At 65.2% G+C, this 12283-nt stretch carries 12 protein-coding genes; 7 read left to right on the plus strand and 5 right to left on the minus strand.

Annotated elements, in window-relative coordinates; genetic code table 11:
* Positions 1–81 precede the first annotated feature (81 nt).
* A complete protein-coding gene (locus FIV02_RS08355; protein ID WP_152488343.1) occupies positions 82–2130 on the minus strand; it encodes a TonB-dependent receptor in 2049 nt (682 codons plus the stop codon).
* Between the two features lie 335 nt (positions 2131–2465).
* On the opposite strand from FIV02_RS08355, the gene FIV02_RS08360 reads away from it, so the two are divergent.
* Entirely contained in the window at positions 2466–4166 is a 1701-nt protein-coding gene (locus FIV02_RS08360) for a sensor domain-containing diguanylate cyclase (protein WP_152488344.1), read from the plus strand.
* A 102-nt stretch (positions 4167–4268) separates the two neighbouring features.
* Positions 4269–4577, plus strand: a complete 309-nt coding sequence (locus FIV02_RS08365) for a chorismate mutase (RefSeq protein WP_037048490.1) — start codon at positions 4269–4271, stop codon at positions 4575–4577.
* Between the two features lie 12 nt (positions 4578–4589).
* On the opposite strand, the gene FIV02_RS08370 is transcribed toward FIV02_RS08365, so the two are convergent.
* Positions 4590–5510, minus strand: coding sequence for a LysR family transcriptional regulator (locus FIV02_RS08370; protein ID WP_152488345.1), 921 nt, complete (start codon positions 5508–5510; stop codon positions 4590–4592).
* A gap of 115 nt (positions 5511–5625) precedes the next feature.
* Between FIV02_RS08370 and FIV02_RS08375 the strand changes: the two genes are divergently transcribed.
* On the plus strand, positions 5626–6360 hold the full coding sequence (locus FIV02_RS08375) for an SDR family NAD(P)-dependent oxidoreductase (RefSeq protein ID WP_152488346.1): 735 nt from the start codon (positions 5626–5628) through the stop codon (positions 6358–6360).
* 69 nt (positions 6361–6429) lie between these two features.
* Positions 6430–6639 carry a 4-oxalocrotonate tautomerase family protein gene (locus tag FIV02_RS08380; RefSeq protein ID WP_037048481.1) on the plus strand — a complete coding sequence of 70 codons (210 nt, stop codon included), beginning with the start codon at positions 6430–6432 and terminating at the stop codon, positions 6637–6639.
* 123 nt (positions 6640–6762) lie between these two features.
* Here the strand turns inward: FIV02_RS08380 and FIV02_RS08385 are convergent, their stop codons facing one another.
* Positions 6763–7575: an alpha/beta fold hydrolase gene (locus tag FIV02_RS08385; protein WP_152488347.1), complete on the minus strand. Its 813-nt coding sequence runs from the start codon at positions 7573–7575 to the stop codon at positions 6763–6765.
* An 88-nt stretch (positions 7576–7663) separates the two neighbouring features.
* On the minus strand, positions 7664–8725 hold the full coding sequence (locus FIV02_RS08390; protein WP_152490099.1) for an AI-2E family transporter: 1062 nt from the start codon (positions 8723–8725) through the stop codon (positions 7664–7666).
* A gap of 203 nt (positions 8726–8928) precedes the next feature.
* Between FIV02_RS08390 and FIV02_RS08395 the strand changes: the two genes are divergently transcribed.
* Positions 8929–9633: a class I SAM-dependent methyltransferase gene (locus FIV02_RS08395; protein ID WP_152488348.1), complete on the plus strand. Its 705-nt coding sequence runs from the start codon at positions 8929–8931 to the stop codon at positions 9631–9633.
* Positions 9634–9658: 25 nt separating this feature from the next.
* Here the strand turns inward: FIV02_RS08395 and FIV02_RS08400 are convergent, their stop codons facing one another.
* Positions 9659–10048, minus strand: coding sequence for a GFA family protein (locus tag FIV02_RS08400; protein WP_037048476.1), 390 nt, complete (start codon positions 10046–10048; stop codon positions 9659–9661).
* A 167-nt stretch (positions 10049–10215) separates the two neighbouring features.
* Between FIV02_RS08400 and FIV02_RS24885 the strand changes: the two genes are divergently transcribed.
* Together FIV02_RS24885 and FIV02_RS08410 are read left to right on the plus strand one after the other, a co-directional pair.
* Entirely contained in the window at positions 10216–10407 is a 192-nt protein-coding gene (locus tag FIV02_RS24885; protein WP_178114234.1) for a hypothetical protein, read from the plus strand.
* Positions 10408–10553: 146 nt separating this feature from the next.
* Complete coding sequence (locus tag FIV02_RS08410) at positions 10554–12257, plus strand: amidase (protein WP_152488349.1); 1704 nt, start codon at positions 10554–10556, stop codon at positions 12255–12257.
* Positions 12258–12283: the final 26 nt, after the last annotated feature.

Consider the following 12283-nt stretch of genomic DNA (forward strand, 5'->3'; position numbering starts at 1 on the left):
CAGCGGGCGGCGGTGCGAGGTGGCACGTATCGCAGGCGCCGGCAAGCCGACCCTGCGGATCGGCGATTCCGGCACGCGGCGCTACAGCTTGATGTTCATCGACAGGTACGCCGAGCGACCTGGTGCCGGGGAGAACATCGCCTGGTCGTCACCGCCCCAGAAGAAGTTGTCGAACCACACGTACTCGTATTCGCGGTCCGTCAGGTTCTTCAGTTGCAGGTCGAGGCTGGTGCTGTCGTCGATCTGGTAGTGGATGCTGGCATCGAGCACCGCGAAGCCGCCGTACTTGCCCTGGGCGTTGTGTTCGTCGATGTAGTAGTCACCCTGCGCGCGGGCTTGCAGGCCGATGCGCCAGACGTGGTCGAACTGGTAGTCGGTGCCCAGGTTGCTGATGTAGCGCGGCGTGGAGAACACCTCCTTGCCGGCCAGCGATTCACCGCCGGAGTACGCGCTGATCACCTTGGCTTCCTGATAGGAATGGGATGCCCAGACGCTCCAGCGATCCGTCAGGGAGGCATTGATCTGCAGGTCGACGCCACGCCGGCGGGTTTCCCCGAGGCCGACGTTGGTGCCGGTTGCCGGCATGTTGGCCACCTCGTCGGTGGCGTCCTGCTGCCACACGGCGATGCGTGCTTCGCTGTCCGCGAATGGCTTGAACTTGATACCGATTTCCTTGCCGGTGTTGATCGACGGGCTGTAGCGCGGTTGTCCGGCGGTCAGGTAGGCGGGGTTGGTCGAGCCCGTGAGGATCTGGAAGGTGCGCCCCCAGTTGGCGTACAGGTTGATGTCCTCGCTCAGGCTGTAGACGACGCTCAGCTTGGGCTGGCGAATCCAGCCGTAGTCCTGCAGTTCGGCCTTCACCCCGCCGGGCATCTCGCTGCTGCCGGAGAACCGGTCCACCCGGTAGGCAGGGATGATCTGCAGCTGCTCGCTGGCCTGGATGATCGCCTGCACGTAGGCACCGCTGTTGTACAGCGTGTAGCGCTCGTCATTCTGTACGCGTGCTGGCGTGGCATCGAAGTTCGTGGGCACGCCATGGTTGAACCGATAGCGCTGGTACTCGTTGTTCTGCTGCTCGTGGTTGATGCCGCCGTCGAGGGTCAGCAGGTCATTGGCGCGCCAGGTCAGGTTGCTCAGCACGCCTGTCTGGCGCTCGTTCCAGAGGCGGCGCTGGCGCGGGGCGTTGCCGGGCTGGTAGTCGCTGAAGGTTACCCGGCGGTCATCGTCGTAGCTGTTGTAGTAGAGCTTGTTGCTCAGCTCGAGTGCGTCAGCGAGGCGGATGTCGGCATGCAGGCTCAGGTGCTTCATGTCGCGGTCGCTGTCGTCGTTGCCGTTCTTCTCCGGTGACTGCGTGCGGCTGGCGGCCAGTTGGCTGGCGGTGAGAAAGCCCGGCTCTTCAGCCTGGTGGTGATAGAGGCGGGCGACCAGGCCGAGCCTGAAGGCCTGCGCGTCGTCGCTGAGGAACCACTTGCCTCCCAGCGAGTACTTGTTGGAGCGGCTGTGGTCACGGAAGCCTTCGCTGTCCTGTTTGGCGAGGATGTAGTTCTGCGCGAAGTTGCCTTCCTCGCGGCCCAGTGCCAGTTGCACCTCCCGGGTATCGAAGCTGCCGTAGGTGACGCGGCCGTCGGTGTAGTTGCCGCCCTGGCGCGTGGCGAAGTTGATGTTGCCACCGATGTTGTGCAGGCCGTAGCGCGGATCGTTGGTGCCGCGCACCACTTCGATGTAGTCGATGTTGAGCGGGAACAGCATGTCGATGAAGCGCTGATTGCCGCTGTTGACGTTGCTCGGGATACCGTCGATCAGCACCTTGATGCCGTTGATGTAGCCCTCGCCATTGAAGGCGCGCAAGGTTGCCTTGCCAGACTCGGCGCCCATGCGCGTTTCGGTCAGCTGGATGCCGGGCATCTGGCCGAGCAGTTCCCAGCTGTTGCTCACGTTCTGTTGTTCGATGCGCTCGCTGCCCATCACGTCCACCGAGGTGAGGATGCGTTCGGTGCCGAGAGCATTCCGTTTCTCGGGGGTCACGTAGACGGCGCCAAGGGAAACGCTGGCGTCGTTGGGGCGAGCGGCGTGGAGGTCGGTCGATGCCAGCGCCGACAGAACGGCGAGGGAGGCCGAGGTGGTTTTCATCGGGGATCCTAGTACTGCGTTTCTGGGAGGGAGGTGCGCATGGCCGATCACGGATGGGCCGTTCGGTGCGTTCGCTGAAGTGCGCGAATGTAGATGTTATACCATAACAAATTATTTGCATTCGACCATCCATGAGTCTCCCGGCATTGGTGCAATAGCCGAGATAGAGCGCTTTCCTGCTCGGGGCAGGGGACCGCTCCGCGTCCATGACCACTTGGCGAGTGCCTGGCGCGGGAATGCTCCCCGGGCCGGCGCCTGACGAACGATTAGACGCCAGCGCACTAATGGCGTATCACTATCAATGTCTTGTGCGGTCCAAGCGAAGCAGACGTCCTATGCAGCCCCTGGGGTCGATCAATACAACTGCCAGCGCCAATGACGAGCGGTTCGACGGAATGGTCCGCCTGATCTGTGCCCACTTCGCTGTACCGGCCTGCGTGCTGGTCGCGGGCGAGGGGCGCACGCGCCGTATCTGGGCCAGTGCCGGGCTGAGCGATACGCAACGACGGCAGATCGCGGATGCCCGCGAGGCCGGTCCACTCGCTGAGATCAAACACCTGCGCATCCTGGTGGTCTGGCCGTTGCTGGCGTGTCAGGGCGGGCAGCTCGGCTGCCTCTATCTGCTCGATGAGAGCCATCGGCTGCTGGACGCCAGCCAGGAACAGGCCCTGCAGGAGTTCGCCTGGCTGGCGCTCGATCTGCTGGAGCGGGAGGCGAAGGACGCCAGGCAACGGCATGAACTGGCGGCCCTGCGCGAGAGCGAACGGCGCATGGCGCTGGCCATCGCCGGCAGTGGCACCGGCATCTGGGACCGCAACGTCAGCAGCGGCGAGATTCACTACTCCAGCAGTTGGAAGGCATTGCTGGGCTATGCCGACCATGAAATCGGCAACCGCATCGAAGAGAGCTACACGCGGGTTCATCCGTCCGAACTCGACTACGTGCGTGCGACCATCCAGGCACACCTCGAGCGGCGCACCGACGCCTATGAAGTGGAGCACCGGCTGCTCTGCCGGGATGGTCAGTACAAGTGGGTGTGCAGCCGTGGCAAGGTGGTCGAGCGTGACAGCGATGGCCAGCCGTTGCGGATGATCGGCACCACCACCGACATCACCGCCATACGGCGGTTGTCCGATCAGGTGCAGCAGACCGTCGAGCTGATGACGGACCTCACCAACGAGATACCCGGCATGGTCTTCCAGTTCCTGCGCCCGCTGCAGGGCGAGCCTGCCTTCACCTACGTCAGTGCCGGTGCGCAAGCGATCTGTGGCCTCAGCGCCACGCAGTTGATGCAGGATGCCCAGGCGCTGACGACGGTCGTCCATCCGGATGATCAGGACGCCTTCCTGGACACCTTCACGCGCTGCGCCGAACAGCTGACGCCCTGGCACCACGAATTCCGCGTGCAGGTACCGGGGCGCGAGGTGGTCTGGTGTGAGGTCGAGGCCTGCCCGCGTCGCCAGGGCGACGGCAGCGTGCTCTGGCACGGTTTCATGACCGATGTGACCGAGCGCAAGCAGATCGAGGCCGAGCTGCAGGCATTCGCCACCACCGACTTCCTTACCCAGCTCGCCAATCGCCGTCACTTCATGCGCCAGCTCGAGATCGAGCTGGCGCGCCTGCAACGCAGTTCGGGCCAGAGTGCGGCGATACTGATGTTCGACCTGGACTACTTCAAGACCATCAACGACCGCTGGGGGCACAACGTCGGCGACCAGGCACTGCGCCACTTCGCCACCATCCTCGGCGCGCAGCTGCGCAAGAGCGATACCGCCGGACGCCTGGGCGGCGAAGAGTTCGCCGTGGTGCTCGGCGAGACCGACCAGCAACAGGCCACGCATTTCGCCACCCGCATCCAGAGCGAGCTGGCCAGGACGCCGATCCTGCATGCCGGCGAGCAGATATTCCTGGCCGTCAGTGTGGGTATCTCATCGCTCACCGCCAACGACAGCAACGTCGAGGCCGCCCTGTCACGTAGCGACATCGCCCTGTACTGCGCGAAGCGCGGCGGGCGCAACCGCATCGAGTACCACTGAAGCCGGCTGCCGGTGTCGCGTCGCAGGGCGTTGCGCTGGACGTCTGGCCGTCAGCTCACTAACGTGATGGCCCCGACGTGAATCACCACAGGACATCATCATATGGACGTGCAATGCAGCTCTCTCGAGGACGTGCGCCAGCGTATCGATGAAATCGACCGCGCCATGGTCGAGCTCATCGCCCGGCGCGGTGGTTTCGTCGCGCAGGCGGCGCGGTTCAAGAAGGACAGTGCCGATGTACGTGCCCCGGCACGCGTCGAGCAGGTCATCGCCAAGGTGCGGGCGCTCGCCAGTGAACGCGGGGCCTCGGCCGAGGTGGTCGAGCAGGTGTACCGCGCGATGATTGCCGCATTCATCGACGAGGAACTGCGTACGCATGCCGCGCTCGGCGCCGAGGCTGGCGCCGTCTGAGGTGGGCAAGGCTCAGGTGCTCCACTGGCGCTGCTTGTCCATGATGAAATCGATGAAGGCGCGCAGACGCAACGGCATGTGCCTGCCGCTCGGATAGAGCAGGGTGAAGGGCCGCGAGCGCCCGGCGAACGCTTGCAGCACCTCGACCAGCGAGCCCTCGGCCAGTTCGCGTTCGACGATGAAGCGGTAGGTCTGGAACAACCCGGCGCCGTGCTTGGCCAGGGTCACGCCACCCAGCACATCGTCCGAACAGGTGCAGCCCCCGGCGCTGACGACCTCCCGCTGCTCGCCGTCATCGTTGAACAGCCAGGTGATGCGCCGCCCGCTGCTGGGCAGCTCGAACTGAATGCAGTCGTGCCGCTCGAGGTCGTCCAGCGTCTGTGGGACGCCTTCGCGTGCCAGGTAGTCGGGAGTGGCCACCACCACCAGGCGGGCGTCTTCCAGCGGCCGTGCGATGAGGCTCGAATCCGGCTGCGCGCGCACGCGGATGGCCAGGTCGTAACCTTCAGCGACGAAGTCGATGTTGCGATTGCCCAGGTGGATATCGACCTGCACCTTGGGGTAGCGGCGGCGAAACTCCGGCATCAGCGGCAGGATACGGTGGTGCCCATAGGTGGTGGGCAGGCTGATGCGCAGCGTCCCCGAGGGTTCCTGCTGCTGGCCGCTGACCGCGCGCTCCGCCTCGACCAGCTGGGTCAACGCCTGGCGGCACTGCTCGTAGTAGCCACGGCCACCTTCGGTCAGGCGAATGCTGCGGGTCGTGCGCAAGAACAGTCTGGAGCCCAGGCGTTCCTCCAGCCGGCCGATCGAGCGACTGACCGCCGCCGGCGTCACGCCCGCGGCCAGCCCTGCTGCGGTGAAACTGCCCAGCTCGGCAGCGAGGCAGAACAGTTCGATGCTGCCAAGCAGTACATCGTCGAATTGGCGCGGCATGATTGATTACACCGTGTATCAACTGAAGTTATTGAAGTCATATTTATCTGCTTTCATGGCAAAAATATAGTTCTCCCAACGGCGCCCAGGGCGCCTTCTCAGCGGGAGAAGCGACATGAGCAACAACAGAACGGTAGTGATCACCGGTGCCTCCAGCGGCATCGGCTTCGGCCTGGCCAAGGCCTTCCTCGCCCAGGGGTTCAATGTGGTGGGCAACGCGCGCAGCGCCGAGCGGCTGGAGCAGGCCAGGGCGCAACTGGGCAGCCCCGCCGGTTTCGTTGGCGTGGCAGGCGATATCGCCCGGCCGCAGACCGCTCGCCAGCTGATCGATGCCGGCATCGAAGCGTTCGGCCAGGTCGATGTGCTGGTCAACAACGCCGGTTTCTTCCTGCCCAAGCCTTTCCTCGACTACAGCCCGGAGGATATCGACAGCCTGCTGGAGACCAACCTCAAGGGCGTGGTCTATGCCTCCCAGGCGGCTGCGGCGCACATGATCGAGCGTCGTCAGGGGCAGATCATCACCATCACCGCGGCCATTGCGCTGCAGGCCAATATCGACGTGCCCGCCGCGCTGCCGGTACTGATCAAGGGCGGCCTCAACCAAGTCACCCGCGCACTGGCGCTGGAGCTGTCGCCGCACAATATCCAGGTCAACGCGGTGGCACCTGGCATCATCGAGACACCGATGCACGATCCGGCGACTCATGAATTCCTCAAGGGCCTGCAACCGGCAGGACGCATCGGGCAGGTCGAGGACATCGCCGAGGCCGTGCTGTACCTGGCTGGCGCCAGTTTCACCACGGGCGTGGTGCTGCCGGTCGATGGCGGCATGAGCAGCGGCAAATGGTAACGGGCGGATGACGCGGCCACTGCCGTGCCACCGCCAGCAGATCCCTTCCCCAACCACAGGAGCATCACCATGCCTTTCGTCAGCGTACGCATCACCCGCGATGGCGTCACCCGCGAACAGAAAGCCCAGGTCATCAAGGAAATCACCGAGACCCTGGAGCGTGTTCTGAACAAGAAGCCCGAGCTCACTCACATCGTGATCGAGGAAGTCGACACCGATAACTGGGGCTATGCCGGAATCACCACCACCGAGTACCGCGCCGGGTTATCCAGGACGTGATCCAGGCGCGCTGGCCAGGAGCTTGGCGGTCCTGGCCACCCGCCTGCGAGCAGACAATGCCGGTCGGATGACCGGCATTGTTCATCTGACGGCCACAAGACGGGCTGCTCGTTCGCAGCGGCCTCACTCGTGGGCGAGTTGCGCACAGATTCTCGGTGCAGCGGCGTACAGGCAGGAATAGTGGGACAGCCCATCCAGGCGCTCGACCTGTGCCCCTTTCGGAAAGCACTCGGCCAGGTACTCCGCCATGCCGATGGGCGCCCAGTTGTCCTCCGTGCCGTGCCACAGGAACACAGTTCCCTGGCGGGCGAAGAGATTGGCTGACCAGGGTTGCAGGTACTGCCGAACATCCCGTGTGTAGCCGGTGACGCCCCAGGCGAAGCCTCGCCGCAGCACGCGCTGGATGAATACGCTGAAGTCGGGCGATTGCACCAGCGCTTCGTCCTGGCCTCGGGCACTGGCGAACAGCATTCGAAACAGCATGTGCGGTGCTCGCCTAGCCAGCAGCGCCTGCCACCTGGCCAGCCAGCGGAACAAGATCGGGCTGTGCCTGGCCAGCGAGAAGACGGCCTTGCCGGCCATCTCATCGACGAAATCCCCGGCATCAAGAGGAGCTGCCGCCGCAACGAGATGCAGCCGAGCAACCTGTCCGGACATGAGCGCGCTGACCTCCAGTGCGACATGAGCCCCGAGGGAGAACGCGATGAAGTCGACCGGCGCGCCCTGCACGGTCTCGTCGATCGACTGGGCGATCTGCCGGTAGTAGTCGGTGCCGGTTATCGAGCGGTCGATGGCGAAGCGATCGAAGCAGAGAACACGCAGCCCCAGTTCGCGCGCCGGTGCCTCGAGGATCGCACTCTCGTACGGTGAGCCGGGCACCCCATGGAAGTAAACGACGGGTTTGCCAGCAGGTGTTCCGTATTCCGTGAATTCCATTTCGAGTACCGGGCAGTGTGAGGGCTTCTTTTTATCACTGTCGCGAAGACTGCGCGCCAGGGCAAACGGCCTCACTGCGACGATGTCTTCACTCCGGCAACCTGACCTTCTTTTTTGGCCCCAGCAGATTCCAGCTGGCCACGAACAGTGCGGCCACCAGTGGGCCGATGACGAAGCCGTTGAGACCCAGCAGGGCGAGACCGCCGAGGGTGGAGACGAGGATCAGGTAGTCGGGAAGGCGGGTGTCCTTGCCCACCAGTATGGGGCGCAGGATGTTGTCCACCAGGCCGATCACCAGCACGCCGAAGGCGGTGAGGATGATGCCTTGCCACAGGCTGCCGCTGAGCAGCAGGTAGACCGCGACCGGGGCCCAGACGATGCCGGCGCCAGCGGCTGGCAGCAGTGACAGGAAGGCCATCAGCACGCCCCACAGCAGCGGGCTGTAAATGCCCAGCGTCCAGAAGATGAAGCCACCGAGCGCGCCCTGGACTGCGGCGACCAGGACATTGCCCTTGACCGTGGCGCGTACCACGCGGGTGAATTTGATCTGCAGGCGGCGCTTGGTGCTGTCGGCCAGGGGGATGGCGACGCGGATGTTGCGCACCAGCTCCTGGCCGTCGCGCAGGAGGAAGAACAGCAGGTACAGCATCACCCCGAAACTGATGAAGAACTCGAAGGTGCCCTGGCCGATGGCGAAGACCTTGGTCGCCAGGTACTGGCTGCCGGTCGTGGCGCCCTTGGATATCTGCTCGCGCAGGCCGTCGAGGTTGGCGATGCCGAAGCGCTGCAGTTGCTCCTGCATCGGCGGCGGCAGCGCGCGCAGGGTGCTGGTCACGTAGGCACCGAAATCCAGTTCGCCGGACTCCAGCTGTTCATACAGGCTGGTGCCCTCGGCCACCACCGCCGAGGTGATGAAGATCACCGGCAGGATCGCCACCAGCAGGCAGATGGTCAGCGTCAGCAGGGCGGTCAGGTTGCGCCTGCCGTTGCAGCGCTGATTGAGGCGTGACTGCAGCGGGGCGAACACCACGGCGAGCACCATCGCCCAGAACACGGCGCCGTAGAACGGCAGGAGTATCCAGAAGAAGGCGATGGTCACCAGCGCGAGCAGGAGGATGAAGGCTTTCTGTTCGAAGGTCGGGTTGCGCATCTTGGTTTCGTTCAGCGGAGGCATGCCAGTTAGTCCCCGCAAACGTCGGCAAAGTGCCCGCGAATCCACTGCTGACCGGTCTTGCTGCCTTGCCACGGCTGCATACGACTGCCGCCAAGGCGCATGGCCATGGGGGCTTGACAGCTCTGGGATACTGGAAGGTGTGAGCGCGATCATTCATCAGGCCAAACGGAGGGTTTGCCATGCGCGACGAGGAACTCAGGGCGTTGTTCGATCAACAGGCGGCGGGCTATGACCAGCAATGGGCCGGGATGGCGCCGATTCGCGAGGCGCTCTATCTGCTGCTCGATGCACTGTTCGCCGAGCTGCCGGCCGATGCGCGGGTGCTCTGCGTGGGCGCGGGTACCGGTGCGGAGATCGGCCACCTGGCCGCGCGCTTTCCTGGCTGGCGGTTCACGGCGCTGGACCCTTCCGAGGCGATGCTCGATGTCTGTCGCCAGCGTGCGCAGCGCGAGGGCTTTGCGCAGCGTTGCGAGTTTCATGCGGGTTATCTCGACACGCTGGCGGATGAGCCGGTGCATGACGGCGCGACCTGCTTCCTGGTCTCGCAGTTCTTGCTGGAGCCGCAGGCGCGCACGCGCTTCTTCCGCCAGATCGCGCAGCGGCTCAAGCCGGGCGGGCTGCTGGCCAATGCGGACCTGGCCGCGGATATCCACGCGCCGGCCTACGAGGTGCTGCTGCGTAACTGGATGACGCTGATGTCCGGTGCCGGCGTTCAGCCGCAGATGCTCGAGCGCGTACGCAATGCCTACGCGCGAGACGTGGCGGTGCTGCCGGCGCAGCAGGTGGCCGGCATCATCCAGGCCGCCGGCTTCGCGGCACCGGTGCAGTTCTTCCAGGCCGGGTTGATGCACGGCTGGGGCTGCCAGCGCGCTGCGGATGCCTGAGGGCAGGGCTCATGGGCGCTCGACGCTATTCGTGGCGCGTGCTGCTCTCGCGGTCGCGCGGGTAATGGCGGGCGAAGGGGAAGGGCGGTAGCCAGGCTTCGCGGCGGATGGTCCAGAGCTCGTAGGTGGGGGTGAACTGGTCCGGCGCATCCAGCGAGCCCAGGTTCAGTTCGATCTCATCGGCCGTGCGCGAATACACCGACGAGCCACAGCGCGGGCAGAAATGGCGGCCGCCATACTGGCCGGTTTCGCCGCTCAGGGTTACGGTGTCCTGGGCAAAGATTGCCGAGGCATGGAAGAGTGCGCCGTGGTACTTGCGGCAGTCCATGCAGTGGCAGACGCCGACCCGATAGGGTTGGGCGCTGGTGCTGAAGCGTACCTGGCCGCAGAGGCAGCCGCCGGTGATCTGTGGCATGTGAGGGTCTCCGCTCGTTGGCTATCGCCTGTGACCCTAGCAAAGTTGCAGGCAACTGAGGTGCGCAATGGCTCGGCGCTTCTGCGACCGGCGTCTCAACCTGTCCGCCGAGCGGGCAATCGCATGGGCTATCATCCAGTGCTGAATAGGGACATGGAGGCAGGCTGATGGGGTTCTACTTGGTGATCGGCGCGTTCATCGTCTTTCTGCTGCTGTTGCTGCGGGCCATGCGCAGGAAGTCCTCAGGCGCGAACCACTCGGGTGACGGGGGAGGCCCGGGTGTGGATGGCGGCGGCAGCTTCTTCGGCGATTTCGGTGGCGACTGTGGTGGCGGTGATGGTGGTGGCGGCGGAGACTGAGTTCTGCCGGCCCGCTCCTGTCGCAATCCGTTGCCCTGTATCATCGGCGGCAGAGTGTCGCGGTTTCAGCATTGACCGTGGACACGTCGTATTGCGTAACGGGGCCATGCTGCTGGCAGGTCCCGCCTTCTGCGAGAGATGACAGCATGATCGAGGTAACCGAAGTTTCCATCGCCGAGCTGCGCGCCGCGCTGGAGTCCGGCCGCACCACTGCGGTCGAACTGGTCAAGGCCTATCTGGCGCGTATCGAGGCCTACAACGGGCCCGCCACGGCGACCCGGCTCAACGCCGTGGTCGTGCGCAACCCGGATGTACTGCAGGAAGCCGAGGCGTCGGATGCGCGCCGTGCGCGTGGTGAAACGCTCGGCCCGCTGGACGGCATTCCCTATACCGCGAAGGACAGTTACCTGGTCAAGGGGCTGACGGCGGCTTCCGGCAGCCCGGCCTTCAAGGACCTGGTGGCACAACGTGATGCGTTCACCGTCGAGCGTCTGCGTGCCGCCGGCGCCATCTGCCTGGGCAAGACCAATATGCCGCCGATGGCCAACGGCGGCATGCAGCGCGGGGTATACGGCCGCGCGGAGAGCCCCTACAACGCGGATTACCTGACGGCGCCGTTCGCCTCGGGCTCGTCCAACGGCGCCGGTACGGCGACCGCTGCCAGCTTCGCCGCGTTCGGCCTGGCCGAGGAGACCTGGTCCAGCGGGCGCGGCCCGGCGTCGAACAATGGCCTGTGCGCCTACACGCCGTCGCGCGGGGTGATCTCGGTGCGCGGCAACTGGCCGCTGACGCCGACCATGGACGTGGTGGTGCCGTATGCCCGGACCATGGCCGACCTGCTCGAGGTACTCGACGTGGTGGTGGCCGATGACGCCGACACGCGTGGCGACCTGTGGCGTTTGCAGCCCTGGGTGCCGATCCCGAAAGCCTCCGCTGTGCGTCCGCAATCCTACCTGGCGCTGGCAGCCAAGGCCGATGTGCTGGCTGGCAAGCGCCTGGGCGTGCCGCGCATGTTCATCAACAAGGACGAGGAAGCCGGCACCAGCGAGTCGCCGGGCATCGGTGGTCCGACCGGCCAGCGCATCCACACTCGGCCATCGGTGATCGCCCTGTGGGAGGCGGCCCGCCAGGCGCTGGAAGCTGCCGGCGCCGAAGTGGTGGAGGTGGACTTCCCGCTGGTGTCCAACTGCGAAGGCGATCGCCCGGGGGCACCGACGGTGTTCAACCGGGGTATCGTCACGCCCGAGTTCCTGCATGACGAGCTGTGGGAGCTGAGCGGCTGGGCCTTCGACGACTTCCTGCAGGCCAACGGCGATCCGCAGCTGCAGCGCCTGGCCGATGTCGATGGGCCGCAGATCTTCCCGCATGACCCCGGTACGCTGCCCAATCGCGAGGGCGATCTGGCGGCGGGCATGGACGAGTACGTCAAGATGGCCAAGCGCGGCATCAAGCCCTGGGACCAGATCGCCACGCTGCCTGATGGACTGCGTGGCCTGGAACACACGCGCAAGATCGATCTGGAGGACTGGATGGCACAACAGGGGCTGGATGCCGTGCTGTTCCCCACCGTTGCCGATGTCGGCCCGGCGGATGCCGATGTGAACCCGCTATCCGCCGACATCGCCTGGAGCAATGGCGTGTGGGTGGCCAACGGCAATCTGGCGATTCGTCACCTGGGTGTGCCGACCGTGACCGTGCCCATGGGCGTGATGGCCGATATCGGCATGCCAGTGGGCCTGACCTTCGCAGGCCGCGCCTATGACGACTCGGCTTTGCTGCAGCTGGCGGCTGCTTACGAGTCCACTGGCAGCAAACGCCAGGTGCCACCGCGCACGCCGCCGCTGGGGTGATGCGCGGTGCCGGGAGGCCCCTCTCT

This window comes from Pseudomonas sp. THAF187a, from assembly GCF_009363395.1.
Lineage (GTDB): Bacteria > Pseudomonadota > Gammaproteobacteria > Pseudomonadales > Pseudomonadaceae > Aquipseudomonas > Aquipseudomonas khazarica.

Bases quoted from the DNA above. Each gene is read 5' to 3' on its own strand.
- FIV02_RS08370 (WP_152488345.1), bottom strand. From the start codon at position 5,510: ATGCCGCGCCAATTCGACGATGTACTGCTTGGCAGCATCGAACTGTTC.
- FIV02_RS08365 (WP_037048490.1), top strand. From the start codon at position 4,269: ATGGACGTGCAATGCAGCTCTCTCGAGGACGTGCGCCAGCGTATCGAT.
- FIV02_RS08390 (WP_152490099.1), bottom strand. From the start codon at position 8,725: ATGCGCAACCCGACCTTCGAACAGAAAGCCTTCATCCTCCTGCTCGCG.
- FIV02_RS08375 (WP_152488346.1), top strand. From the start codon at position 5,626: ATGAGCAACAACAGAACGGTAGTGATCACCGGTGCCTCCAGCGGCATC.
- FIV02_RS08395 (WP_152488348.1), top strand. From the start codon at position 8,929: ATGCGCGACGAGGAACTCAGGGCGTTGTTCGATCAACAGGCGGCGGGC.
- FIV02_RS08360 (WP_152488344.1), top strand. From the start codon at position 2,466: ATGCAGCCCCTGGGGTCGATCAATACAACTGCCAGCGCCAATGACGAG.
- FIV02_RS08380 (WP_037048481.1), top strand. From the start codon at position 6,430: ATGCCTTTCGTCAGCGTACGCATCACCCGCGATGGCGTCACCCGCGAA.
- FIV02_RS24885 (WP_178114234.1), top strand. From the start codon at position 10,216: ATGGGGTTCTACTTGGTGATCGGCGCGTTCATCGTCTTTCTGCTGCTG.
- FIV02_RS08385 (WP_152488347.1), bottom strand. From the start codon at position 7,575: ATGGAATTCACGGAATACGGAACACCTGCTGGCAAACCCGTCGTTTAC.
- FIV02_RS08410 (WP_152488349.1), top strand. From the start codon at position 10,554: ATGATCGAGGTAACCGAAGTTTCCATCGCCGAGCTGCGCGCCGCGCTG.
- FIV02_RS08355 (WP_152488343.1), bottom strand. From the start codon at position 2,130: ATGAAAACCACCTCGGCCTCCCTCGCCGTTCTGTCGGCGCTGGCATCG.
- FIV02_RS08400 (WP_037048476.1), bottom strand. From the start codon at position 10,048: ATGCCACAGATCACCGGCGGCTGCCTCTGCGGCCAGGTACGCTTCAGC.